Origin of the sequence: Sphingomonas sp. Leaf9, from assembly GCF_001421355.1 — a bacterium.
In the GTDB taxonomy this organism is placed as follows: Bacteria; Pseudomonadota; Alphaproteobacteria; order Sphingomonadales; family Sphingomonadaceae; genus Sphingomonas.
This window is the reverse complement of the sequence record NZ_LMKC01000002.1, coordinates 801896-827404: the sequence shown is the minus strand read 5'-3', so window position 1 is coordinate 827404 and position 25509 is coordinate 801896. Positions and strand designations below refer to the sequence as shown.

Genomic DNA, 25509 nt, shown 5'->3' with positions numbered 1-25509 from the left:
CCGCCCCTCCCCACTACCGCGCCCGCACCGGGACCGCTTCTTTGCGAGCCAGCCTATGCAGCATCGCCAAGCCTCGCAAGCGAATAATGTAATGGATTACATATCCGACCTGGTGTAGCCGCGACCCCTGCCCGCCCGCTTGACTTGGGGACGACGCTTGGCAGAACCAGGAACGGGGAGCACGGGCCATGAGCAGTATCATCGATGTCGCCAAGGCGGCGGGCCTGTCGACCGCCACCGTATCGCGCGCACTGCGCACCCCGGAAAAGGTGACCGAGGCGACCCGTGCCCGCGTCATGGCGGCGGTGGAGGCGGTCGACTACCGACCAAACCTGCTGGCGCGCAACCTGCGCTCCGACCGGTCCTTTTCGGTGCTGGTGCTGGTGCCGGGCATCGCCAACCCGTTCTTCGCCAATGTCACCGCCGGCATCGAATCGATCGCGTGGCGGCGCGGCTATTCGGTGTTCCTGGGCGACACCCGCGACTCCCGCGATCGGGAGGCGCATTATGAGCAGCTGGTCGAAACCCGCCTCGCCGATGGCGTGATCCAATTGTCGCCGGACTACGGCTTCAACGCCCGTCAACGTGCGGCGACCTATCCGATCGTCCATGCCTGTGGCTGCGAACTGACGCAGGCGCCCTCGGTCCGCATCGACAATGCCGGCGCGGCACGCGAAATGGCCGAGCATCTGATCGTCGCCGGCCACCGCCGCATCGCCACGATCAGTGGCCCGGCGGCAAACCCCCACGCCGTCGACCGGATGAAGGGCTATCGCGCCGCGCTGGACGCGGCCGGCATCGCCTTCGATCCGGCGCTGGTCCGCTTCGGCGACTGGTCGATGGGGTCGGGCGCGGCGGCGGCGAACGAGTTTCTGGGCCTGCGCGACCGGCCGACCGCGATCTTCAGCATGAACGACGAAATGGCGATCGGCGCGATCCAGTCCGCTACCGCGCGCGGCCTGCGGGTCCCCAACGACCTCGCGATCACCGGGTTCGACGATATCAGCTTCGCGGCGCACTCCACCCCGTCGCTCACCACCATCGCCCAGCCGGCCGAAGCGATGGGCGCCAAGGCGTGCGAAATCCTGATCGACCGGATCGAGGGCAAGGCCACAGACGATACCGTCCACATCCTGCCCCACGAACTGATCGTCCGCCAAAGCAGCGCGCCCGCAAATTAAGCTTGGTTTCGGCCGATGTAATGGATTACACGGCCAGCATAGGCGATGACGAACCCGTCGCGTCGGACAGGGAGAGCGGATGCCGATGATCGTCGGGGTCGACATTGGTGGGCATCACGTCGCGGCGGCGGCCATTGCGCCGGAAGCACCGGACATGCTGGTTTCGGGCAGCTATCACCACGTCGCCTGCGCGCCCGACGATGATCGCGCCACGCTGATCGCTTCATGAGCCGGCGCGATCGACAGGGTGACCGACCGCATCGGCCCGGATCGGGTGCGGGGCATCGGCATCGCCATGCCCGGCCCGTTCGATTACGCCGCCGGCGTTGGTTATTTCAGGGGGAACGCGAAGTTCGCCGCGCTGTACGGCGTCGACGTCGCACAGGCACTGACCGAAGCGCTGCGCCATCCCCGCCCGATCCGCTTCCTCAACGATGCCACCGCCTTTGCGGTCGGCGCGGCCCCGGCACGGGGCAATGTCGTCGGCGTGACGCTCGGCACCGGGCTGGGGTCGGCGTTCCTGCGCGAAGGGATTCCCGCGATCGATGGCGACGACGTGCCGCCGCACGGATCGCTGTGGCACCTGCCCTTCCACGACGGCATCGCCGACGATCATGTCTCCGCCCGCTGGCTGACCGCGCGCATTCGCGAACGGCTGGACGGCATCCCTACGGTCATCGCCGCCGCCGACGCCGCCCGCACCGGCGATGCGACTGCCGCCGCGATCTTCGCCGACTATGGCAACAACCTCGGCACGGTCCTGTCGCCATGGGTCGATCGCTTCGACGCCGGCACCGTCCTGCTGGGCGGGCGCATCTGCGGCGCGTTCGACCTGTTCGGCCCGGCGCTTCGTCGGCACCTGCCCGCGACGCACATCGCGGTCCATGCCGATACCGAGGACGCCGCGATCATCGGTGCCGCCCGCACGTTCGACGCGACTTTCTGGGACCGCGCCCGCCACCACCTGCCGACCCGTTGAGATAAGGACCGCCGCATGGCCCTGCCCCGCCTGACCGCAACCGCTACCGCGCTGGCGCTGATCCTCGCGCCCCTCGCCCCCGGCATCGCGCAGGAACCGCGTCCCGATCCGGTCGATCTGGTCAACCCGCTGATGGGCACCGATTCGACCTATGCGCTGTCCTACGGCAACACCTATCCGGCGATTGCGCTGCCATGGGGCATGAATTTCTGGACGCCGACCACCAACAAGGCCGGCGACGGCTGGGCGTATCGCTATCGCGACACCAAGCTGTGGGGGTTCAAGCAGACCCATCAGCCCAGCCCGTGGATGAATGATTACGGCGCCTTCTCGCTGATGGCGATGACCGGCGCACCCAAGCTCGCGGAAGCCGACCGCGCATCATGGTTCTCGCACAAGGCAGAGGTTGCCCGCCCCTATTATTACAGCGCCTACCTCGCCGACTACGACACCAATGTCGAAATCGCCCCGACCGAACGCGCGGCGCAGTTCCGCTTCACCTTCCCCGACAGCGACCAGAGCTGGATCCTGCTCGATGCGTTCGACAAGGGATCGGCAGTCACCATCCTGCCGAAACAGCGCCGCATCATCGGCTATGCCAGCAACAATAGCGGCGGCGTGCCCGCCAATTTCCGCAACTGGTTCGTGCTGGAATTCGACCACGACTTCGCGATCGCCGACACGATCGGCGACGGTTTCAAGCGCCAGAGCGGCGTGACCAAGGCGGAGGGCAAGCGCGTCGGCGCACTCGTCGGGTTCAAAACGCGCAAGGGCGAACAGGTAAATGTCCGCGTCGCCTCCTCGTTCATCAGCGCCGAACAGGCGCAGCTGAACCTGACCCGCGAACTCGGCCGCGACAGATTCGACACGACCAGGGCAAAGGCCCGCACCGCGTGGTCCGCGCTGATGGGCCGGTACAAGGTCGACGATCCCGACCTCGACAATGTGCGCACCTTCTATTCCGCGCTCTACCGCACGCAACTCTTCCCCCGCCGCTTCCACGAATATGACCGTACGGGCAAAATGGTCCACTATAGTCCCTATAACGGGCAGGTGTTGCCCGGCCCGATGTTCACCGACAACGGCTTCTGGGACACGTTCCGCGCCGTGTTCCCGTTGTTCACGATCATGGAGCGCAAGCTCGATGGCGAGATCATGGAGGGCCTCGCCAACACCTATCGCGAATCCGGCTGGCTGCCCGAATGGGCCAGCCCGGGCCACCGCGACGTGATGATCGGGTCGAACTCGGCGGTGAACATCGCCGATGCCTATCTGAAGGGCATTCGCGGCTACGACATCGAAACGCTGTACGAAGCGATCCTGAAGAACGCCACGACCAGTGTCGGCCGCCCCCAATCCGCCGAGGGCAAGACGATCAGCGCGGTCGGGCGCGAGGGCGTCGAATATTACAACCGCTTGGGCTACGTCCCCTACGACGTCGGTATCAAGGAAAACGCCGCCCGCAGCCTCGAATATGCTTATGCCGACTTTACCATCGCGCGCCTGGCCGAAGCACTGGGCAAGAAGGACGACGCCGCGATGTTCCGCGCTCGCGCGCAGAATTATCGCAAGCTGTTCGATCCGACGGTCGGCTGGATGCGCGGGCGTAACCAGGACGGCAGCTTCCAGACGCCGTTCAACCCGCTGAAATGGGGTGACGCCTTCACCGAAGGCAATTCGATGCACTATAGCTGGTCGGTGTTTCAGGACGTGCGCGGCCTGATCGACCTGATGGGCGGCGACCGCGCGTTCGTCGCGAAGATTGATCAGGTGTTCGACAGCCCGCCGAAGTTCGACGAAAGCTATTACGGGCAGGTCATCCACGAAATCCGCGAGATGCAGATCGTGAACATGGGCAATTACGCCCATGGCAACCAGCCGATCCAGCACATGATCTACCTCTACGACTATGCCGGCGCGCCATGGAAGACGCAGTGGCATGTCCGCAACGTGATGCGCCGCCTCTATGCCGCACAGCCCGACGGCTATCCGGGTGACGAGGATAACGGCCAGACCTCGGCATGGTATGTGTTCAGCGCGCTGGGCTTCTATCCGGTCACCCCTGGTGCGAACCAGTATGTCATCGGGTCGCCGCTGTTCCGCCGCAGCGAACTGGCGCTGGAAAACGGCAAGCGCTTCGTGGTCGAGTCACCGGGCAACAGCGCGACCAACCTCTATATCCAGTCGGCGACGCTGAACGGCCGCACGCTCGATCGCACCTGGATTTCGCAGGACGAGATCATGGCCGGCGGTACCCTCCGCTTCGTCATGGGGCCGACCCCGAACAAGGGCTGGGCCACCGGCCCCAACGCCGCGCCCTATTCGATGAGCCAGCCGACGCGCTGACCGGTGGACCCGGCGGGGTCGGGCGGCGTTGAAGCACGCCCGATCCCGAATGCGAGCCACCCGCCATGTCCGACCGCCCCCGTATCCTCTGCCGCATGACCTCCTCGATCGATGGCGGCCTGCACCCCAGCCGCTACACCGACAGCCCGGACGGAACGGTAAAGGACTGGACTGGCATCTATGAGGACCTCCACGACCGCCTGCATGCCGATGGCTGGATCGTCGGACGGGTGACGATGGCCGAAATGGCAAAGGGCGATCCGACACCCGCGACCGGCACCGACACCCCGCCGCGCCCGCACCTGTTCCAGCGGCGCGACGCCGCGCCCTATGCCATCACCCTCGATCGCGCGGGCAAGCTGCGCTTTGCCAAGGGCGATGTCGGCGGCGATCATTTCGTCGTCCTGTTGGGGAGCAGCGTCGGCGACGCGCATCTCGCCGAACTGGCGGCGAACGGCGTCTCCTACATCGTGTCCGACAGTGACGAGATCGACCTGCCCGTCGCGCTTGCGACGCTGCGCCACGACCTCGGCATCGAAACCCTGCTCCTTGAAGGGGGCAGCGGGATCAACGGCACCTTCCTCGCCGCCGGGCTGGTCGATGAATTCAGCATCGTGCTGACCCCGACGCTTGACGGCGCCGCGGGGGCCGAACGGATCGTCGCCACGCCAGACGGGTTGCGGGGCAAGGTCACGCTATCGCTGATCGACTGCGAGCGCCTTGCCGCGGGTGCCGTGCATCTGCGCTATGCGGTGCGGCCGGCGCAGTAGCGGCCCGTTGGCCGGAAACTTCGCGCGTCGATCACTTCGCCCGCAGCACCGCATCGCCGGCATCGTGGAGTCTCAGGTACAATGTCCCGTCGCCGCCGCGCGGGACCGATACCGACGTGCCGACGAACCCGCCGGGCAAGGTGACCGCTGCGGCCATATCGGGTGCCGTGCCGATCGCTGCGATCAGGAACAGGTCGCGGCCGGTGACCGTGCACGCGTCGCGGCACTCGATCCCGGTCAGCACCGGCAGCCGCACCAGCGTCGCCAGCTTCTGCCAGTCGCCCGCCGCACCGCCACGCCACGCCCGGATGCGCAACTCACCCGATACGGCGGGACCGAAGGCGGCCTGCGGCGCGATCGTCGCCACCACCACGTCGTCGCCAACCCGCTGGACCGCGCCCGACGCGATCGTCAGCCGCCGGGTCACGTCGCCCGCCGCGATCTCGATCCCGTCCTCCGCCCCGGCCAGCCCGCCCATGACCCGCGCGGAAAAGGTCAGCGCGCCCGTCGTCGGCACCAGCCCGGCGGGCAGCTCGATCGGCCGCGCACCCGCCGGCGGATCATAGGCCACCCGCCGTTCGAGCAGCTGCATCGCCGCCCGCGCCGGTGCGACCGTCGCCGCGACACTGGCACTACGCCCGTCGCGCAGCTGCACGCCGGCGGTCGTGTCGCCGCTCTCGCCAAGCGGCGCGTCGGCCATCAGCGTCAGCCGGTCCCCCTCGCCCACCCGTGTGAGCGCCCCCGCCGCAAAGCGCGTGCCGCCCAACGTCAGGGCCGCGACCTGATCCAGCCGCGCGCCCTCCAGCACGCCGTCCTTGTCACCGCGATGGACGGTAAAGCGGTCCAGCCGGCTCGGCTCCGCCCGCCCGTTGAGCGCGATCTGGTCCGGTGCCACCGCGCCATGCCTGACCACGGTCAGCGTCAACGGCCCCGGCCGCGTCTTGCCAAGCGGCAAAGTCGCCTCGATCGCATCCGCGCCCGCCGCCTTCCACCCGATCGACCGGCTGAGCCCCCCGGCATCGCGCAGCGTCAGCCCGGACACGCAGGCCGACGCCCCGCCACGCAGCACCAGCGGATGATCGCGCCCGACGATGACGTTCGCATCGGGCTGCGGCGTCCACGCACCGGGGCCATCGATCTGCGCCGGCACGCGCGGCCCGCTGAACCGGTCGAACCCCCAACTGCCCTGCACCACCGCGTCGGTGATCGGCCCGGCAACCCCCGCACCGCCGCCCAGCACCAGCCCGCCGCGTTCGGCATCGGGAGTGAGCTTCAGCAGCGACACCTTCCCATCCGCCGCCGTCACCTTCAGCGTCAGGTCACGGGCATAATCGGTCGCGAACAGCAGCGCCGCATCGTCGAGCGGCAGCACGAGGTCGGGCTTGGCAAGGCACAGCGCGCCCGGCGCGCTCGACCGCCACAGCGGCGGCGGCGCATCGCCGATCGGCGGCAGGGGTGCGACCAGCACCGATCGCGGATTCTGGAACGACGGCGCGCTGTTGAGTTGCAGGTGGATCGCCGTGCCCTGCCCCAGCGCGAGGGCCGGCAGATACTGATATTGCGCACTGCGAAACGCGCCGAACAACCGGGCCAGATCGCGGGCCAGCCCGATATAGGGGCTGTAATAGCCCGCACCGCCCTCACGCGTCGCCGCCACCCGGTACGCGATATCGACCGGCGCCCCGGTCACCGTTTCGGTCAGCGTCGCCCCGCGCTGCGCCTGCAGCACCAGCGCGTCGCGCTGCTGCGTCAGGCACACGGCCTGCAACGCGCGCTGTTTGAGCAGGCAGTCGGCATTCAGCTTGATCCGAAGCGCCTCGGCCAGCACCGGCGCGGCGGTGGCCAGCCGTTCGGGCGCGGCATCGCCGATCCGCCCGACCGCGCCGACGAACGCGTCCAGCCGCTGCCGGTCGAGCGATGCCTGATACAGGTCCTGCGCCGCGCGCACGAACACACCGGGCCGCCCCCGCACCCCACCGCGCACCGCCGAAAAGCCGCCGCCGGCTTCGGGTGCGAGGAACAGGATCGCCTGTTCGGCACCCTCCGGCACGGTGACGGTCAGCACGTCCTTTTTGGGCTTCCACGTCTCGACCGAAAAGAACCAGTTCTTGGGCGGCGGATTGGTCGCCCCGCGCAGGAACGCGACGATCAGCAGGTACCGCGCCGACTGATCCGCCGGCAGCAGTGCACGCGCCGTCAGCGTGTCGCCCCCGCGCAACGCCGGTACGGCGGCGACCGGGAGTTCGACATCGCCCCGCTTCACGCTGACCGCCACCTCCGGCCCGTCGAGGTCGAACCCGTTCTGCTGGGCATTGGCCGGAGCGGTAAACAGCGCCGACAGCGCGGCGAGGAACAGGAATACGCGAACCATGGGCCGCGCTATAGCGGAGGGGGGCCGGGTTGATCCACCGGCTTGGCAACCTGCTCGACAGACCGTGTTCGTCCTTCCCGCGCGGGCGTGGTGTACGTTAACGCGCTACCAACGCCGCATCGCGCAAGCCGCGCCACACCCGGATCGCCTGCACCGTCTCTGCCACATCATGCACCCGCACGATCTGCGCGCCCCGCTCGACGCCTGCCATCGCCAGCGCGACCGACCCGCCCAGCCGCTGATCCGCCGGCGCCTCTTTCGACAGCGCGCCGATGATCCGCTTGCGGCTGGCGCCCAGCAGCACCGGGCACCCCAGCCCGTGAAACAAGGCCAGCCCATTCACCAGCGCCAGATTGTCCGACAGCGCCTTGCCAAAACCGATGCCCGGATCGACGATGATCTTCGCCCGATCCACACCGCCCGCAACCACCGCCTCGACCCGCGCCTCCAGCCAGTCGAACACGTCGAGCAACGGGTCGCCATAGCCATCACCGCCATGCGGCCCCTGCGCCGGTGCGGGCGAATGCATCAGCACTACCGGGCAGCCGCTCCTGACGACTACATCCAGCGCGCGCGGATCATAGGCCAGCGCCGCGACATCGTTGACGATATGCGCGCCCGCCGTGAGCGCCGCGTCCATCACCGCCGCCTTGCGGGTGTCGACCGACACCGCGACCCCCGCCGCCGCCAGCCGTTCGGCGACCGGCACGACGCGGGCGATCTCGTCGCCTTCCCACACGGTCGCAGCACCCGGCTTGGTGGACTCCCCACCCAAGTCGATCAGCGCCGCCCCCGCCGCCGCCATCGCGACACCCGCCGCAGCAGCACCCGCCGGATCGCCGACATGCGCTCCACCATCCGAAAAACTGTCGGGGGTGACGTTGAGTATCCCCATCACCTGCGGCTGATCGAACCGCAGCACCCGCTCGGCCAGTTGCAGCGGCGGACGGGCGGCCGTAATCCGCCGGTGCAATAACCGCGCCCGCTCGGCCTGTTCCGGGGCGAGCGTCGCGGCCCACGCATCGAACGCCTCGACCGGCACCGTAAGCCGCAGCCCGGCGCGGTCGCGCACCTCATAGGCGGCGAACCACAGCATCCCGCCCGCCAGCCGCGCCGCCGCGCCATCGGGCAACCCGACCGGCGTATCGACGAAACGAACCGGGCGCAGATACATCAGGGCTGCGTCGCGAGCAGCCATTGCTGGCGCAGCGCATCGATCTGTACCAGCCCCTTGGCACCTTCGGTATGCCAGAAGGTCCAGCCATTGCACGACGGCGCATTCTGCAACGTCGACCCCAGCTTGTGGATCGACCCCGCCGCCCCGCAGTCGGACAGCAGCGACCCGTCGGCCAGCACGGTCGCACGAAAGCGGCGCTTGCTGTCCATCACGACCGACCCCGGCGGCAACAGGCCGTTTTCGACCAGCACGCCGAACGCCACGCGCGGCGGCTTGGAAGGCGCGCGCATGGCGCGGATCGCCGATTCATCCAGCGGCAACGCCGCTTCGATCCGGGCGGTCGCCGCCTCGACATAGGTCGCGTCGCGCTCGATCCCGATGAAATGCCGCCCCAGCCGCTTGGCGACCGCGCCGGTCGTGCCGGTGCCGAAGAACGGGTCCAGCACCACGTCGCCGGGCTTGGTCGATGCCAGTAGCACGCGGTACAACAGCGCCTCGGGCTTCTGCGTCGGGTGGACCTTCGTCCCGTCCTTGCGCAACCGCTCCTGCCCGCCGCAGATCGGGAATTCCCAGTCCGATCGCATCTGCAGTTCGTCGTTCAGCGTCTTCATCTGGCGGTAGTTGAAGGTATAGCGCGCCTTCTCGCCCATCGATGCCCAGATCATCGTCTCGTGCGCGTTGGTGAAGCGTGTGCCCTTGAAATTGGGCATCGGGTTCGATTTCCGCCACACGATGTCGTTCAGGATCCAGAAGCCCTGATCCTGCACGATCGACCCGACGCGGTAGATATTGTGGTAGCTGCCGATCACCCAGATCGTGCCGTCGGGCTTCAGGATGCGGCGTGCTTCCTTCAGCCACGCCTTGGTGAACCGGTCGTACGCGGCAAAGCTGTCGAACTTGTCCCAATCGTCATTGACCGCGTCGACCTGGCTGCCATCGGGCCGCAACAGGTCGCCGCCCAGTTGCAGGTTATAGGGCGGATCGGCGAAGATGCAGTCGATCGACTTGGCCGGCAGCGACCGCATCGCTTCGATGCAGTCGTCCATCAGGATCCGGTCGAGCGGCAGCGCGACCGTCTTGGTCGTCGTCGCCTTCTTCCGCCGGGTTTTCACTGCCACCATCGTCGTCATTCCCCTTGCATTGCTGCCATCTCGCGGAATCCACGAGTCGCGGTCAAGCGGAAATGCTTGACTCTTTGGATGAGCCAGATTCGTCGCGACGACGAATCGAGTCGCCGCATCGCAGATGTTGAGCGTACCGGGCCGCTACGGACTCCATATCTGGTAGCACTCGGTTCGTCGCAATTCCCTCCCGACACGGAAAGGAATTCAGAGAAGCAGCGCCTGCGCGACCGGTGCGAAGCTCCGCCGGTGCAGCGGCGTCACCCCGAGCGTCCTGAGCCCCTCCAGATGCACCTTCGCGCCATAGCCCTTGTTCGACGCCCAGCCGTACCCTGGATACTCCCGATCGGCCGCGATCATCATCGCGTCGCGCGTTTCCTTCGCAACGATCGATGCGGCGGCGATCGACAGGCTGATCGCGTCGCCGCCGACCACCGCGACGCCCGAATACCTCCAGTTCGGGCAACGATTGCCATCGACTAGCACCTTGGCCGGTGCGATGCCCAGCGCATCGACCGCACGCTCCATCGCCAGCATCGTCGCCCACAGGATGTTCAGCCGGTCGATCTCCTCGACGCTGGCGATCCCGACCCCGACCGTGGCGCATTCCAACAGCCGCGCGTGCAGCATGGCGCGGCGCTTCGCGCTCAGTTGCTTGGAGTCGTTCAGCCCCTCGGGCACGCAGTCGCGATCGAGGATGACGGCGGCGGCGACCACCGGCCCGGCCAGCGGCCCGCGACCGGCCTCGTCCACCCCCGCCACCGGCCCGGCATAGCGGGCCTCATGGCTGAAATCAGGCATCGGCGATGCGCCACGGCGGGAAGCGCCGCATCTCGCCCGCCTGATACAGGCACACTTCGTTGCCCGCCGGATCGAACAGCCGCGCCTCGCGCCAGCCCCAGGGGCGATCGATCGGCTCCTGCGCGAACGACAGCCCTTGGCCCTTCAGATAATGGACCACGACGTTCAGGTCGCCGACCTCGAAATACACCGCCGGGACCTTGCGCTCCTCGGTCATCTCGATCGAGAAGGTCGCGCCGCCCTCGCTCTCGAACCGGGCATAGCGGCGGCTGGAGCGCACGATCGTCTTGAGGCCGAGCAGGCGGTAGAAATGCTCGCTCGCCGGCACGTCGCTGGCCGGCACCGTCACCTGGTTCAGCATCGGCGACCAGCGCGACTGGTTGAGGTCCAGCCGCACCCCCTGCTGCGCCATCGGCCCCGCGCCGCGGCCCAGTTCCTCGGCATCCAGCATCGCGATCCGCACGAAGCTGCGCGCCCGGCCGATCGCCTCGACCAGCGTCCATTCCTTGGCCAGTTCGCACGCGATCGCGGTTGACAGGGTGCAGCCGGTGCCATGCGTCGCCATACCGTCGATGCGGGGGCTGGACCATTCGATCAGCGGCGCAGCACCGGGCCCGCGCTGATGCAGCCGGTCGACCAACACCTCGCCCGTGCCATGGCCACCCTTTTCCAGCACGGCGCAACCGCGCTCGAGGATCGGGCCGACCCCGCCCAGCGCCGCCAGTTCGGGCAGGTTCGGCGTCGCCACCGTGGCCACCGCCATCAACCGCTCGAACGCCGCGACCGTGGCTTCATCCGCCAGCCGCGCGCCGCTGGTCGAAATCATCACCGGATCGAACACCACCGGTATGCCGGGCAGGTCGCGCAACCGGTCGGCCAACGCGTGCGCGGTACGTGCCGATCCGATCATCCCGATCTTCACCGCATCGACGCCGATATCGCGCACCACCGCGTCGATCTGCGCCATCACCATGTCGGTCGGGATCGGGTGGACGGCATCGACGCCCAGCGTGTTCTGCGCAGTGACCGCCGTGATCGCGGTCATCGCATGCGCGCCCAGCATCGTCGCGGTCTTGATATCTGCCTGGATACCGGCGCCCCCGCCGGAATCGGAACCGGCGACGATCAGGATACGGGATATGGTCATGGGGTGGGGTTAGCCGCGCGATGCGGACGCTACAAGCTCCTCCCCACATGGTGGGGAGGGGGACCGTCCGCGCAGCGGATGGTGGAGGGGGTTCGCCGCGCAATGCAACCGTTCCGTATGGGGACACCCATCCTCCGCCAGCCTGCGGCTGGTCCCCCTCCCCGTGCCGGGGAGGATCTATTTGCGGCGGGTCGGGCGATCCACCAGCTCGCCCAGACACTTCGGGCAGACCTCGTCCAGCTCGTCCGCACAATCGGCGCAGAACGTATCCTCCAGCGAACAGATGAACGCGCCATGCGCCGCCGCCGGCAGCGGTGCGTCACACCGCTCGCACGCAGCCTTCATCGCCAGCATCAGGCCGCCGCCTGCCGCACCGCATCACAGATGCGATCGACGACCTGTTCGACATGACCGGCATCCTCGCCCTCGGCCATCACGCGGATCACCGGCTCGGTCCCCGATGCGCGCAGCACCAGCCGCCCGCGCCCGGCCAGTTCCGCCTCGACGCCGGCCACGACGTCCTTGACCCGCGGATCGTCGAGCGGCTTGCCCCCGGCGAAGCGCACATTCTTCAGCAACTGCGGCAGCGGGTCGAAGCGGTGCAACACCTCGCTCGCCGGCGCCCCGGCGCGCTTGATCTCGGCCAGCACCTGCAACGCCGCGACCAGGCCGTCGCCGGTCGTCGCATAGTCGGACAGGATGATATGCCCCGACTGTTCGCCGCCGACATTATACCCGGCGCTGCGCATCTTTTCGAGGACATGGCGGTCGCCCACGGCGGTGCGGACGAGGCCCAGCCCCTGCGCCGCCAGATGCCGTTCCAGCCCCAGGTTCGACATAACGGTGGCGACGAGCCCCCCGCCCTTCAGCCGCCCGGCGCGTGCCCAGCTGGCGGCGATCGTCGCCATCAACTGATCGCCGTCGATCACCTTGCCCGCCTCATCGACCACGATCAGCCGGTCGGCATCGCCGTCCAGCGCGATGCCGACCTGCGCGCCCGATGCGACGACGGTTTCCGACAGCGTTTGCGGCGCGGTCGACCCGACGCGGTCGTTGATGTTCTTGCCATTGGGCGTCACGCCGATCGCGATGACCTCCGCGCCCAGCTCCCACAGCGCCGACGGGGCGACGTTGTACGCCGCGCCGTTCGCGCAATCGACGACCAGCTTCATGCCGTCGAGCCGCAGATTTTCGGGGAAGGTCGACTTGGCGAAGTGGATATAGCGCCCGCGCGCATCCTCGATCCGGTTGGCGCGGCCGATGTCCCCCGGCGCGGACAGCTCGATCTCGCTGTCGATCAGTTCCTCGATCGCCAGTTCGTCGGCATCCGACAGCTTGTACCCGTCCGGCCCGAACAGCTTGATGCCATTGTCATGATAGGGATTGTGGCTGGCGGAGATCATCACGCCCATGTCGGCGCGCATCGAATGGGTCAGCATCGCGACCGCCGGCGTCGGCAGCGGCCCGACCAGCACCACGTCCATGCCCACCGACGTAAAGCCCGCGACCATCGCATTTTCGAGCATATAGCCCGACAGGCGCGTGTCCTTGCCGATCACCACGCGGTGGCGGTGATCGCCCCGGCGGAAGTGCGCGCCCGCGGCCATGCCGATCCGCATCGCCATCTCGGCGGTCATCGGCTTGGTATTGGTCAGGCCACGAATCCCGTCGGTGCCGAAATATTTCCTTGCCATCGTTACATACGCCTTCAGGTTGAGCGTTCGGTTGGGCGGGGTATTACCGCCACTTTATTAAAAGGGCGAGCATGTCGCAGGCGACACGAATTTTGGCGGGATTGGGTGCGGGGCTGGCGCTGGGGGTGGTGCTGGCGGGACAGTCGCCCGATACGGCCGTGTCGGGCATCGCCATCGCCGAACCGATCGGCACCGCGTGGCTGAATGCGCTGCGCATGACGATCGTGCCGCTGGTCGTCGCCCTGCTCATCACCGGCATCGCCCAGACGGCGGAGGCCGCGCGCGCCGGGCGGATCGCCACCCGATCGCTGCTGCTGTTCATCGTGATCCTGTGGACGTCGTCGGCGCTGGGGGCACTGTTCACGCTGACGCTGCTGGACCTGTTTCCGTTGGGAACCACTGCCGCCGAAGCGCTGCGCTCGACCTTCGGCACCGCCGCGCCGGCGGCAAAGGTCCCGCCGTTCACCGACTTCCTCGTCGCGATCGTGCCGACCAATCCGGTATCGGCGGCGGCGAACGACCAGTTCCTGCCACTGATCCTGTTCACCCTCGTCTTCGGCTTTGCGCTGACCCGGTTGCCGCAGGACAATCGCAGCGTGCTTGTGCGGTTGTTCCAGGCGATCGCCGATACGATGCTGATCGTCATCAACTGGGTGCTGTGGCTGGGTCCGATCGGCGTGTTCGCGCTCGGCTATGTCGTCGGCGCACGGGCCGGCACGGCGGCGTTCGGCGCGTTGATCCATTATGTGCTGGTGCTGATGAGTGTGGGCTTGGGCATCTGGCTGCTCGCCTACCCGCTGGCGCGCTTCGGTGGTCGCGTGCCGATCGGCCGGTTCCTGAAGGCAACCGCCCCGGCGCAGGCGGTGGCGATCTCGACGCAAAGCTCGCTCGCCTCGCTGCCGGCGATGCTGAAGGGCGCGGGCGATGTCGGCGTGCCGGTCGCGACGTCGGGCGTGGTGCTGCCGATGGCGGTCGCGCTGTTCCGCGCGACGGGGCCAGCAATGAACCTCGGCGTCGCGCTGTATGTCGCGCATGTCTTTGGCGTGCCGCTGGGCGCCGGACAGATCGCGGCGGGAATCGCGGCCGGCGCGATCACGACGATGGGTGCGGCCAGCCTGCCGGGACAGATCAGCTTCGTTTCCTCGATCGCCCCGATCGCGGTGGCGATGGGCGTGCCGGTCGAACCGCTGGCGCTGCTGGTCGCGGTCGAGACGCTGCCGGATATCGTGCGCACGCTGGGTAACGTGACGATGAACGTCGCGGTGACCGCGACGATTGGCGAGCGGGTCGGCGGATCGGCGGTTAGCGAGGCGGACGCAATTTTGCGCGACGCCTAAATCCTCCCCGGCACGGGGAGGGGACCGCCGCGGAGCGGTGGTGGAGGGGGTTGTCTGCATACGGAACCGTGGCGTTGCGCCGCGATCCCCCTCCACCATGCTGCGCATGGTCCCCCCCCGTGCCAGGGAGGATCGAAAACTACCGCATCAATACCAGTTCTTCGGCCATCGTCGGATGCAGCGCGACCGTCTGGTCGAACGCGTCCTTCGTCAGCCCGGCCTTTACCGCGATGGCGGCGGCCTGCAGGATTTCCGGCGCATCCGGCCCGATCATGTGCAGGCCGACGATCCGCCCTGTCGTCTCCTCGCAGATCATCTTGTACAGCGCGCGCTCGTTGCGCCCGGCCAGCACGTTCTTCATCGGGCGGAAGTCGGACAGGTACACCTTGACCGAGCCGAGCTTCGTCTTCGCCTCGCCCTCGGTCATGCCGACGCCTGCCATCGGCGGGTGGCTGAACACCGCGCTCGGGATGCAGTCGTAATCGACGTACACGTCCTTGCCGCCATAGGTGCGGTCGGCGAACGCCTGCCCTTCGCGAATCGCAACCGGGGTCAGCTGCACGCGATTGGTGACGTCGCCCACCGCATAGATCGACGGACAGCTCGACTGCGCCTGATCGTCGACCTGCACCGCGCCCTTGTCGTCCAGCGTGACGCCGGCATTCTCCAGCCCCAGGCCATCGGTATTGGGCACGCGGCCGGTCGCGAACATCACCATGTCGACCGTCACCGGTTCGTGCCCCGACATCTTGACGGTCAGGCAGCCATCCTCGCCCTTCTCGATGCCTTCGAACTCGGCATGGAAGCGGAACTCGATGCCCTTGGTCATCGAAATCTGCAGCAACCGGTCGCGGATCGACTCGTCATACCCGCGCAGGATCACATCGCTGCGGTTGATGAGGATGACGTGCGCACCGAACTGATGGAACACGCCGGCGAATTCATTGGCGATATAGCCCGCGCCCGCGATCAGGATGCGCTTCGGGATGGCATCCAGATGGAACGCCTCGTTCGAGGTGATGCCATGTTCCGCCCCCGGACAGCTTGGCACCGCCGGCCGTGCCCCGACCGCGATCAGGATACGCTCGGCCGTCACCTCGCGCCCGCTCGCCAGCTTCACCGAATGCGGGCCGCTTACGACCGCGCGCTCGTGGATGATGTCGACGCCATGATTCTCCAGCGTGGCTGTGTAGGCGCCGTTGATCCGGTCGACCTCGGAGAGCACATTGTCGCGCAGTCGCGGCCAGCTGAAATCGCATTGCGGCGGCACGTCCCAGCCGAACGCCTTCGCATCGCGCAGATCCTCGGCAAAGTGCGCGCCGTACACCAGCAGCTTCTTGGGCACGCAGCCGCGGATGACGCAGGTCCCGCCGACGCGATATTCCTCCGCCACCGCCACCTTCGCGCCGTGCGCCGCAGAGACGCGGGCGGCGCGGGTGCCGCCCGATCCCGCGCCGATGACGAAGAGGTCGTAATCGTAATCGCTCATGCAAGTCCTGCCCGTGCCAGAAGGTCGTTGGTCGACGCATCGAACGTCTGACCGCCCGCATCGGCTGCCTTCGCCATTTCTTTTCCAAGCTCGACGCCGAACTGGTCGAACGGATTGATGCCCAGCAGCGCCGCGTTCACGAACACCCGCGCCTCATAGAACGCGATCAGCGCGCCCAGCGTGCGCGGGTCGAGGTCCTGCAACAGGATCGTCGACGACGGCCGGTCGCCGGCATAGGCCCGCGCCGGATCGGCATTGGCCTTCCCCGCCATCAGCGCCGCACCCTGTGCAAAGGCGTTGAGCAGCAGCTGCCGATGGTGTGCCGGGTCGAGCGTATCGCCTGCCTCGACCACCGCGACGAACTCCAGCGGCACGATCCGCGTGCCCTGGTGCAGCAGCTGGAACACCGCGTGCTGCGCATCGGTGCCGACCCCACCCCAGGTGATCGCCGCCGAATTGCGCCCCAACGGCTCACCTGCCGCCGTCACCGACTTGCCGTTCGATTCCATCTCCAGCTGCTGGAGATAGGACGGCAGCAGCCGCAGCCGCTCGTCATAGGCAAAGGTCGCCCGCGTCTCGAGGCCCCGGACCTGCGAATAATAGAGGTCGGCAAAGGCGGCCAGCACCGGCGCATTCTTGGCCGGCTCGGTCAGGCGGAAATGGCGGTCCATCTCCGCCGCACCCTCCAGCAACTCCTCATAGGCCTGGAACCCCAACGCCAGCGCGAACGGGAACCCCAGCGTCGACCACAGTGAATAACGCCCGCCGACCGACTCGGCGAACGGCAATACGCGGGTTTCGTCGACGCCCCATTCCACCGCCTTGTCGGGCGACGCGGTCAGCGCGATCACGCGTCCGAACGGGTCCTCGACCCCGCCCTCGCGCATCCACGCCATTGCCGACTCGGCGTTCAGCATCGTCTCGGTCGTGGTGAAGGTCTTGGACGCGACGACCAGCAGCGTGGCGGCCGGATCGAAGCCCTTCAACGCCTCCTCCATCGCCACGCCATCGACGTTCGACACGATCGCCACGTCATACTTGTCCTCGTCCCGGCCCAGCGCGTCGAAGATCAGGTCGGGGCCGAGCGCCGATCCGCCGATGCCGACGTGCAGGATGTGGCGGACGGGGCCGAACGCATCGGCCTCGATCGCGTCGATCACCTGCCGCATCCGCGACTGGAACGCGCGCGCCTGCGCCACGTCGTCCGGATTGCCCTCGCCGCGCTCGGCCGTGTGGGTCGCTGCGCGGCCCTCGGTCACATTGACCACCGCGCCTGAAAACAGCGCATCACGCTTGGCGGCGAGTTCCATCGTAGTGGCGAGGCCGGTGAATGCCGCAATCGCGGCATCGTCGAGATGCGTCTTGGCGAAATCGAAATGCACCCCCGCGACATCGACGGTCAGCTTGCTCAGCCGGTCGGGATCGTTCGCGAACAATTCGGTGAGCTTCGAGCTGCCAAGCCCCTCGATCGCGGACCAGTCCTGCATCGCCATATCGTCCCTCGTGCTGTCGTCGGTTAGGATGCGGGCAGCCCTAGAGCGCGGACCGGGGGGAGGTCCAGCCAAGATCGCGTCCAACCCGCTTGACGCCTCGCCCCGGCGCACGCATGGCTCACTTCATGGCTCTCGACCCCGTACCGGCTACCCCCACGCCGACTCCGCCCGCGCCCGCCTCCAAGCCGAAGCGTTCGGAGGGGGCCGACCTGATGGTCTTCCTGCTGAAGCTCGCCATCGTGGTGTTCATCATCCGGTCGTTCCTGTTCTCGCCCTTCTCGATCCCCTCGGGGTCGATGCAGCCGCGGCTGATGATCGGCGACTATCTGTTCATCACCAAATGGAACTACGGCTATTCGCGCTATTCGCTGCCATGGGGCATGCCGCTGATCCCCGGCCGCATCCTGCCCCGCACGCCCGCGCGCGGCGATGTGGTGGTGTTCAAGGCACCACCGGCCGCGAAGCAGGACTATATCAAGCGCGTCATCGGCATCCCCGGCGACACGGTGCAGATGCGCGGCGGACAGCTGTTCCTGAACGGCAAGGCGATCCCAAAGCAGCGCGTCGCCGACTGGATCGCGCCGGTGTCGCCCAATACCGACTGCGACTACAGCTTCCAAAAGGTCGTCGCGAACCAGCCGGTCTGCGCCTATCCGCAGTTCCGCGAGACGCTGCCGAACGGCAAGAGCTACAACGTCCTCGACCTCGGCACGACCGAGGCCGATGATACCGGCGTGTTCACCGTGCCCGCCGGCCACGCTTTCCTGATGGGCGACAATCGCGACGACAGCGCCGACAGCCGCTTCCCGGCACGCGAAGGCGGCGGCATCGGCATCGTTCCGCTGGAGAATATCGAGGGCAAGGCCGTCGTGAACTTCTTCTCGACCGATGGATCGGCACAGTGGCTGCTGCCCTGGACCTGGTTCTCGGCCGCGCGGTGGCACCGGGTCGGGGAAGGCTTCTGAGCGACGCCCTGCATGGCTGGGTCGCGCAGGCACTGGGCCGCGCGCCCACCCGGATCGACGATTACGCCCGCGCGCTGACCCATGGCAGCACCGCGCGCGCGACCTATGAGCGGCTCGAATTCCTCGGCGACCGCGTGCTGGGCCTCGCCGTCGCCGAATGGCTCTACGACCGCTTTCCCTCCGAAAGCGAAGGCGCGCTGTCGAAGCGGTTCAACGCGCTCGTGACCGGCGCGGTCTGTGCGGAGATCGCGCGCGGCATCGGCGTGGTGCCCCACCTCAAGCTCGGCAAGCAGGCGCGCGACGACGGCGCAGGCAACAGCGACAATGTGCTGGGCGACGTGATGGAGGCGCTGATCGGTGCCTTTTATCTCGACCACGGCCATGACGCTGCACGTACGTTGGTGCGCGATTTGTGGGGATCGCGGATCGACGCGCAGCTTCGCGTGCCGCGCCATCCCAAATCCGCGCTGCAGGAATGGGCCGCCGCCAACAACCGCCGCCCGCCCGAATATGCGATCGTCGACAAGAGCGGCCCCGGCCACGCCCCGCGCTTCACCGTGCGCGTGACGATCGGCAAGCTCGCCCCCGCCGAAGCGACGGGCGCGTCGAAGCAGGAAGCGGAAACGCTTGCGGCGCAGGCATTGCTGGCCCAGCTGGACGGGTAGGACGCGCTTCTCGGTGCGGGTATCTCCGCACCGTCGTGGACCCAGACGATATCATCGAACGATCGATCCACAGCGAGACCGTATCCCCGCGCAGGCGGGGATCCAGGGCCACGAAGGCTGTCCTGCCGTTACTCTGTACCCCCGCCTGCGCGGGGGTACACGGCGCTTTGCAGGGGCTTGGAGCGTTCACCACCCTCCCCCTAGACCGACGGGACCGGCCTGTGTCTGCGTCACCAGATTTCAACCCTCGCTGGGATGGCCCTCACGCCGTCAGCGCGCCCCGGCCCCGGTCTGCTGCGCTAATTCGGCCTTGGTGACGTTCAGCACCAGTTTCCCGCGGACCTTACCAAACACTTCCGCCGGCACCATCGCCCGCGAGGCGCCCGCCAGCAGCTGCACGCCCTCGGGCTTCACCGCCTCGATCGTACCCAGCGCCACGCCGGTCTTGTCGAACACCGATGCGCCCACGGTCAGGTCGGCGGCGGTCGCCGCGACGATGTTCCTGGAGCTGCGGCGCGACGCGCGGGCATCGACCGTCGTGCCGGCTTCGTCGCGAATCTTGTCGAGCGCGAATTGCTGGTCGCGGTCGTTGTTGACGCTGTGCGTCGTGTCCTCGGAATTGGGCGAGCTGCTCGGCGCGCCGCCGACCGGCGCGATCTGCGCCCGCGCGCTGCCTGCACCCACCAGCAACGCTGCCATCGCCAACGCGAATTTCGCCGTCATCCATCCCTCCACATCTCGTTGTTTGCGCTAACGCTACCTCGCCCTGCGACCACTCGCAAAGGTTTCCGTCGTTACCGACCGCGCGAGCACCCGCAATTCGATCCGCCACCATCCGATCGCCCACAGCGCGCCGAACAGCCATCCGGCCACCACGTCGCTCGGCCAGTGTACGCCCAGATAGACCCGGCTGACCCCGATCGCGACGACCAGCAGCACCGCCGCGCCCATGGCAAAGCCGCGCGCCGCCGGCTGGCGCAGCAGCGGCCAGGCGAGCGTCGCCAGCGTCAGATAGACGATCGCCGAATTGGCGGCATGACCGCTCGGGAAACTGTTCGACGTTTCCGCCATCAGGTGCGGGACCAGGTCGGGGCGCGTGCGGGCGATAGCGTGCTTGAACAGGACATTCGCCCAACTGCCGCTGGCGCACGCCGCCGCGATCAGCACCCCGGTCCGCCACCGCCCGGCACTGGCCAGCAGCAACGCGACGAAGACGACGAGGATGGTCAGGACGGTCGTACTGCCGAGCGCCGTGATGTCGCGGACCATCGACGTGAACTTCTCGGACGCGACCGGTGCGCCATCGGTCCCGCGCAGCGCCAGCAACAGCCGCCGGTCGAACGCGAAACTGCCCCCCTCCACCACCCGGTCGGCGAGGAGGAACAGCGCCAGCAGGACGAACCCGGCGGCGGCGACGCCGATGATGCTCCACGGAACGCGACGGGACGGGCGGGGTTCAGGACGAAGGGTGTCGCTCATGCCTGTCGCAACGCGGGAGCGCGATAAAGTGTCGCCCGAAAACCATAGCAGGAGTGCGATGCGTGAAGAAACTGATCCCTCTGATGGCGCTGGGCGCACTGGCGCTGTCGGCGTGCGGCGACCAGAAGACCGGCTCGACCACCCTGACCAGCAATTCCGCGACCGGTGAGATCGTGTCCTCCGAAACCGGGTCGGGCGCGGAGACGCCGAAGCTGGAGGCCGGCAAATGGGAGGTCCGCACGCAGGTCAGCGACCTGAAGATGGCGAACATGCCCGCCGGAATGCCCGCCAACCCGCCGGCACAGACCGCCAGCGTCTGCATCACGCCCGAACAGGCGGCCAAGGGGCCTGAAGAGATGCTGAAGCAGTCCGGCGCGGACTGCACCGTCACCAGCAACAGCTTCGCCGGCGGCAAGATCGAGAGCGAAGTCAGCTGCAAGCTGCCCGGCGACATGCAGATGAAGGGCAAGACCACCGGCACCTTCACCCCGACCAGCTTCACGACCGATCAGCAGATGGAAATGACCGGCAAGACGACGATGTCGCAAAAGGTCCATGTCGAGGCGAAGCGCATCGGCAACTGCGACGCCAAGTAACGGAGAACGCAAGAGAATCCCGGCGGTGCGGAAGTGGTGAGCCCGTCGGGATTCGAACCCGAGACCTACAGATTAAAAGTCCGTTGCTCTACCAACTGAGCTACGGGCCCACGAAGCCCCCGCCCCTAATCCCGCGGACGGGCGCGGTCAACCAGTTGGTGCAACTGGCGGATCGTTCGTCCCGACACCGGATCGCGCCAGTCGGGCGCGATATGGCGCAGCGGGCGCAACACGAACGTCCGCTCGCGAAATGCGATATGCGGCACGCACAGGCCGGGGCCGTGCCAGCTGCCCCCCGACCACAGGATGATGTCCAGATCGATCACCCGCGATCCCCAGCGTCGCCCGCGCCGCCGGCCGAAGCTGCGCTCGATGGCCTTCAACTGCGCGAGCATAGCGGGCGGCGACAGCGACGTATCCAACAACAGCACGGTGTTGGCATAGCGCCTGAGCGACGGCCCCAGCGGTGCGCTGGCCATGATCGGCGCGACGGCGCGCACACCGTCCAGCGCGGCGATGGCGGCGCGTACTTCGGCGGTCGGACTGCCGTGGCGGCCCCAACGGTTCGATCCGATCGCAATCGCATAGGTTGAGGTCGCCATCGGCTGCGCCTATCGGCTGCGGATGGAAATCGCTACCCCCACCGACACCGCCGCCAATCCCTCCCCCGACTGCACGCTTTGCTCGCGCCTCGTCGAACTGCGCGAAAGCCTGCGCGTCGAGCATCCCAACTGGTGGAATGCCCCGGTCGCCCCGCTGGCCGATGCCGATCCGTGGCTAGCGATCATCGGCCTGGCGCCAGGCCTGCAGGGGGCCAACCGCACCGGCCGCCCCTTTACCGGCGACCGATCGGGTCCGTTATTCTGGAACACGCTGATCGAAGCGGGCCTTGCCGAAGGAACTTACACCGGCAAGGTCGACGATGCGCCGGTGCCCAAGGGGATTGCGGTCATCAACGCCGTCCGCTGCCTGCCGCCGGAAAACAAGCCGACGCCCGAGGAAATCCGCACCTGCCGTACGTTCCTCGACGCCGACCTGTCGGCGATGCCGTCGCTGCGCGTCGTCGTCGCGCTGGGTGCGATCGCGCACCAGTCGGCGGTGAAGGCGCTGGGCGGGCGCCTGCCCAAGGCCCGGTTCGCGCATCTGGCGGAACATCGGATGCCGAGCGGGATCGTGCTGATCGATAGCTTCCACTGCTCGCGCTACAACCAGAATACCGGGCGGCTGACGCCCGAGATGTTCGCGGCGGTGTTCGCGCGCGCGATCGAACTGCGCGAGGCCGGTTGAATCCGCTTGTACCGCGCCACGACCGCGATAGCCTGTGCCAAGGACCTTGGGGGAATTTCGAATGTATCGTCGCCATTTCGTCGCGCTGATGGCGCTCGCGCCGCTCGCCGGCAGCTTTCCGGCACTGGCGCAAAGCGGCCCGGCGGGTGATTTCGCGCGGCTGTCGAAACGCTATCTCGACGGCATGGCGCGGCTGCATCCGGGCTATGCCACCGCACTCGGCAACCATAGCTATGACGATCAGGTCGAGGACCTGTCCGCCGCCGGGCGCGAACGCGACGCGGCGTTCCTGCGCACGACGCTGAGCGAGCTGGAGGCGATCCCGCGCGCATCGCTGTCGCGCGACGATCAGGTCGATGCCGCGTTGCTCGACAACGACCTGCGGTATCAGTTGTGGACGCTGGAGGTGCTGCAGCCCTTCGCCTGGGACCCGCAGGGGGCGGCGGGCACCATCTCCAGCGGGCTATACGCGCTGGCCGCCCGCGACTTCGCCCCGTGGCCACAGCGGCTGCGCTCGGCAACGAAGCGGATGGAACAGGTGCCCGCGATGTTCGCACAGATGCGCGAGAGCATCGTGCCCGACCGCGTGCCCGCAATCTATGCGACCACCGTCGCGAAGCAGAATGCGGGCGTGCTGCAGATCGCCGACACGATGCTGGCCCCGCACCGCGCGACGCTCGGCCGTGCCGATCGCGCGCGGTTCGATCGCGCCGTCGCCACGTTGAAGACCGCGACCGCCGAGCAGCAGCGCTGGCTCGACACCGTGCTGGTCCCGGCGGCCAAGGGCGATTTCCGCCTCAGCCCCGAACTGTACGACCAGAAGGTGAAGTTCGCCCTGCTCTCCCCCCTGTCGCGCACCGAGATCAAGGCGCGCGCGGTCAAGGCCGCCGCCGACACGCGGGCGGAGATGTACGGCCTTGCCCGCCTCGTCCTGCGCGGCCGGCCGAAGGCGCCGCCGACCCCGGCGAAACCGACGTCCGCGCAGCAGCAAAAGGCGATCGAAGCTGCGCTGGAGATGAGCTACGCCCGCCGCCCCACCCGGTCGCAGGTGATGGCCAAGGCCCGCTCGACGCTGGAAACCGCCACTGCCTTCGTGCGCGAAAAGAAGCTGGTGCGCGTGCCGACCACGCCGGTCCAGATCATCGAGATGCCCAAGTTCCAGCAGGGCGTGTCGGTCGCCTATTGCGACAGTCCGGGGCCGCTCGAAAAGAACCTCGGCACCTTCTATGCCGTGTCGCCGATCCCGGCGGACTGGACCGAGGCGCAGGCGACCTCGTTTCTGCGCGAATATAACGACTTCATGATCCACGACCTGTCGATCCACGAAGCGATGCCGGGCCATTACCTCCAGATCGCGCACAGCAATGAAAACAAGTCGGTCCTGCGCGCGGTGCTGTCGTCGGGGCCGTTCGTCGAAGGCTGGGCGGTCTATGCCGAAGGGATGATGGCCGATGCCGATTATCTGGACGGCGATCCCCTGTTCAAGCTGACCGTGCTGAAGATGCGGATGCGCTCGATCACCAACACCCTGCTCGACATCGGCATCCATACCGAAGGGCTGACCGAAGCGCAGGCGATGAAGCTGATGATGGAAGGCGCGTTCCAGCAGGAGCGCGAGGCGGCCGGCAAATGGACCCGCGCCCGGCTGGGATCGACGCAGCTGCTCAGCTATTTTGTCGGCTATAGCGAACATATGGACATGCGCCGCGAGGCTGAGCGCCGGGCGGGCGGCAAGTTCGACCTGATGCGCTACAACGACGCGGCAATCAGCCACGGATCGCCGCCGGTGCGGTTCGTACGGGCGCTGATGTTCGGGGAAGCCATCGCCTGAAATCCTCCCCGGCACGGGGAGGACCTACCGGACCACAAACGCCGCGCGATATTCGGCCTTCACCGCGCGCAGCACCGCCGGCGTCACCGGCAAGGTCACTTCATACGGCCCCTCGGCATAGGAACCGGCAACATATTGATCGGCGATCAGGCCGATCCGGTCGAACGCCTTGCCGCTCGACGATCCCAGCAGCACGGTCAGTTCCTTCACCTTGGGACACTGACCAAAAATATCGTCGGTGCCGGACGCGGAGCCCAACCGCTTTACCCGCTCGCGCTTCAGCCAATCGCACCAGGGTTTGCGTAGCGCCGCGTCCAACCCGGCAGCCGACACGAACACCGTCTTCGGTTCGATCCGCTTCGCCGCCCGCTTGTCCCACAACAGCCCGCCGGATGCGCCATAGCCATGTGCCCCGCCCGAATAGCCATAGGTAGCCACTGACAGGCTCAGGAAGCGCGGGGTATCCGCGACAACCTGCCATTCCTTCGATGCATCATACTTGCGGAAAGGCGATCCGTCGCGCTGCGTCTCACGCCGGAACGCTGCCGCCTCGCCAGCGACCTTGGCGCGCAGCTTGGCCTTGTCCGCGTCGAGCCATGCCTTAAGCGGCGCGATACGGGCGGCTTGTTGCGGATAGGTATAGGCGAAATCATAGTTCGCCGATGCCCGCGGTGCCTGCGCCGATGCCGCAGACGCCGCCAATGCCAGCCCCAGTAATATCATTCGCGTCATCGTACAGCCTCCCACCCGGCATTCCTGCCGCCGGGAGGCTGTACGCGC

24 protein-coding genes and 1 tRNA gene are annotated in these 25509 nt (G+C 67.6%); 11 read left to right on the top strand and 14 right to left on the bottom strand.

What is annotated here, in order from left to right; translation table 11 throughout:
• The first annotated feature begins 188 nt into the window (after positions 1–188).
• The 5 genes from ASE58_RS07820 (at position 189) to ASE58_RS07805 (ending at position 5276) form a co-directional block, all read left to right on the top strand.
• Positions 189–1181 (top strand): LacI family DNA-binding transcriptional regulator, encoded by a 993-nt coding sequence (locus ASE58_RS07820; protein WP_055819445.1) that lies wholly within the window; start codon positions 189–191, stop codon positions 1179–1181.
• Between the two features lie 79 nt (positions 1182–1260).
• Positions 1261–1410, top strand: a complete 150-nt coding sequence (locus ASE58_RS17890; protein ID WP_156347655.1) for a hypothetical protein — start codon at positions 1261–1263, stop codon at positions 1408–1410.
• Between the two features lie 18 nt (positions 1411–1428).
• Positions 1429–2160: an ROK family protein gene (locus tag ASE58_RS07815; protein ID WP_055819442.1), complete on the top strand. Its 732-nt coding sequence runs from the start codon at positions 1429–1431 to the stop codon at positions 2158–2160.
• A gap of 15 nt (positions 2161–2175) precedes the next feature.
• On the top strand, positions 2176–4506 hold the full coding sequence (locus ASE58_RS07810) for a GH92 family glycosyl hydrolase (protein WP_055819439.1): 2331 nt from the start codon (positions 2176–2178) through the stop codon (positions 4504–4506).
• A gap of 65 nt (positions 4507–4571) precedes the next feature.
• Entirely contained in the window at positions 4572–5276 is a 705-nt protein-coding gene (locus ASE58_RS07805; protein ID WP_055819436.1) for a dihydrofolate reductase family protein, read from the top strand.
• 31 nt (positions 5277–5307) lie between these two features.
• Here ASE58_RS07805 and ASE58_RS07800 read toward each other — a convergent pair whose 3' ends face one another.
• The 7 genes from ASE58_RS07800 to glmM all read right to left on the bottom strand — a co-directional run bounded on the left by ASE58_RS07800 (position 5308) and on the right by glmM (position 13587).
• The gene (locus tag ASE58_RS07800; RefSeq protein WP_055819433.1) at positions 5308–7647 is read right to left on the bottom strand and encodes a hypothetical protein; all 2340 of its coding nucleotides are present in this window, start codon (positions 7645–7647) and stop codon (positions 5308–5310) included.
• A 97-nt stretch (positions 7648–7744) separates the two neighbouring features.
• A complete protein-coding gene (gene folP / locus ASE58_RS07795; protein WP_235515902.1) occupies positions 7745–8845 on the bottom strand; it encodes a dihydropteroate synthase in 1101 nt (366 codons plus the stop codon).
• Complete coding sequence (locus tag ASE58_RS07790) at positions 8821–9954, bottom strand: site-specific DNA-methyltransferase (protein ID WP_156347654.1); 1134 nt, start codon at positions 9952–9954, stop codon at positions 8821–8823. The genes folP and ASE58_RS07790 overlap by 25 nt, the downstream gene beginning before the upstream one ends.
• A gap of 198 nt (positions 9955–10152) precedes the next feature.
• Positions 10153–10746 (bottom strand): ribonuclease HII, encoded by a 594-nt coding sequence (locus ASE58_RS07785; protein ID WP_055819427.1) that lies wholly within the window; start codon positions 10744–10746, stop codon positions 10153–10155.
• Complete coding sequence (thiD, locus tag ASE58_RS07780; RefSeq protein ID WP_055763542.1) at positions 10739–11893, bottom strand: bifunctional hydroxymethylpyrimidine kinase/phosphomethylpyrimidine kinase; 1155 nt, start codon at positions 11891–11893, stop codon at positions 10739–10741. The genes ASE58_RS07785 and thiD overlap by 8 nt, the downstream gene beginning before the upstream one ends.
• 177 nt (positions 11894–12070) lie before the next feature.
• Positions 12071–12247, bottom strand: coding sequence for a DUF1272 domain-containing protein (locus ASE58_RS17505; protein ID WP_082457187.1), 177 nt, complete (start codon positions 12245–12247; stop codon positions 12071–12073).
• Positions 12247–13587 (bottom strand): phosphoglucosamine mutase, encoded by a 1341-nt coding sequence (glmM, locus tag ASE58_RS07775; protein ID WP_055763539.1) that lies wholly within the window; start codon positions 13585–13587, stop codon positions 12247–12249. The genes ASE58_RS17505 and glmM overlap by 1 nt, the downstream gene beginning before the upstream one ends.
• Before the next feature lie 71 nt (positions 13588–13658).
• On the opposite strand from glmM, the gene ASE58_RS07770 reads away from it, so the two are divergent.
• Complete coding sequence (locus tag ASE58_RS07770) at positions 13659–14924, top strand: dicarboxylate/amino acid:cation symporter (protein WP_055819424.1); 1266 nt, start codon at positions 13659–13661, stop codon at positions 14922–14924.
• Positions 14925–15063: 139 nt separating this feature from the next.
• On the opposite strand, the gene gorA is transcribed toward ASE58_RS07770, so the two are convergent.
• Together gorA and pgi are read right to left on the bottom strand one after the other, a co-directional pair.
• Positions 15064–16413, bottom strand: a complete 1350-nt coding sequence (gorA, locus tag ASE58_RS07765) for a glutathione-disulfide reductase (RefSeq protein ID WP_055819422.1) — start codon at positions 16411–16413, stop codon at positions 15064–15066.
• A complete protein-coding gene (pgi, locus tag ASE58_RS07760; RefSeq protein ID WP_055819683.1) occupies positions 16410–17900 on the bottom strand; it encodes a glucose-6-phosphate isomerase in 1491 nt (496 codons plus the stop codon). The genes gorA and pgi overlap by 4 nt, the downstream gene beginning before the upstream one ends.
• A 131-nt stretch (positions 17901–18031) precedes the next feature.
• On the opposite strand from pgi, the gene lepB reads away from it, so the two are divergent.
• Both lepB and rnc read left to right on the top strand, forming a co-directional pair.
• On the top strand, positions 18032–18871 hold the full coding sequence (lepB, locus tag ASE58_RS07755) for a signal peptidase I (RefSeq protein WP_156347653.1): 840 nt from the start codon (positions 18032–18034) through the stop codon (positions 18869–18871).
• The gene (rnc, locus tag ASE58_RS07750) at positions 18868–19536 is read left to right on the top strand and encodes a ribonuclease III (RefSeq protein ID WP_055819680.1); all 669 of its coding nucleotides are present in this window, start codon (positions 18868–18870) and stop codon (positions 19534–19536) included. Before lepB ends, rnc begins: the two co-directional genes overlap by 4 nt.
• Positions 19537–19806: 270 nt before the next feature.
• Here rnc and ASE58_RS07745 read toward each other — a convergent pair whose 3' ends face one another.
• On the bottom strand, positions 19807–20259 hold the full coding sequence (locus ASE58_RS07745; RefSeq protein ID WP_055819416.1) for a hypothetical protein: 453 nt from the start codon (positions 20257–20259) through the stop codon (positions 19807–19809).
• A 33-nt stretch (positions 20260–20292) separates the two neighbouring features.
• Positions 20293–21015, bottom strand: a complete 723-nt coding sequence (locus tag ASE58_RS07740) for a phosphatase PAP2 family protein (RefSeq protein WP_055819414.1) — start codon at positions 21013–21015, stop codon at positions 20293–20295.
• Between the two features lie 62 nt (positions 21016–21077).
• Here ASE58_RS07740 and ASE58_RS07735 point away from each other — a divergent pair, with 62 nt between their 5' ends.
• On the top strand, positions 21078–21611 hold the full coding sequence (locus ASE58_RS07735; protein WP_156347652.1) for a DUF3617 domain-containing protein: 534 nt from the start codon (positions 21078–21080) through the stop codon (positions 21609–21611).
• A gap of 34 nt (positions 21612–21645) precedes the next feature.
• Here the strand turns inward: ASE58_RS07735 and ASE58_RS07730 are convergent.
• Positions 21646–21721, bottom strand: a tRNA-Lys gene (locus tag ASE58_RS07730).
• Between the two features lie 15 nt (positions 21722–21736).
• On the bottom strand, positions 21737–22213 hold the full coding sequence (gene folK / locus ASE58_RS07725) for a 2-amino-4-hydroxy-6-hydroxymethyldihydropteridine diphosphokinase (RefSeq protein ID WP_055819408.1): 477 nt from the start codon (positions 22211–22213) through the stop codon (positions 21737–21739).
• Positions 22214–22235: 22 nt separating this feature from the next.
• Between folK and ASE58_RS07720 the strand changes: the two genes are divergently transcribed.
• Both ASE58_RS07720 and ASE58_RS07715 read left to right on the top strand, forming a co-directional pair.
• On the top strand, positions 22236–22898 hold the full coding sequence (locus ASE58_RS07720) for a uracil-DNA glycosylase (protein ID WP_055819405.1): 663 nt from the start codon (positions 22236–22238) through the stop codon (positions 22896–22898).
• A 61-nt stretch (positions 22899–22959) separates the two neighbouring features.
• Positions 22960–24729, top strand: coding sequence for a DUF885 domain-containing protein (locus ASE58_RS07715; protein ID WP_055819402.1), 1770 nt, complete (start codon positions 22960–22962; stop codon positions 24727–24729).
• Positions 24730–24753: 24 nt separating this feature from the next.
• Here the strand turns inward: ASE58_RS07715 and ASE58_RS07710 are convergent, their stop codons facing one another.
• Entirely contained in the window at positions 24754–25461 is a 708-nt protein-coding gene (locus ASE58_RS07710; protein ID WP_055819400.1) for a DUF4163 domain-containing protein, read from the bottom strand.
• Positions 25462–25509: the final 48 nt, after the last annotated feature.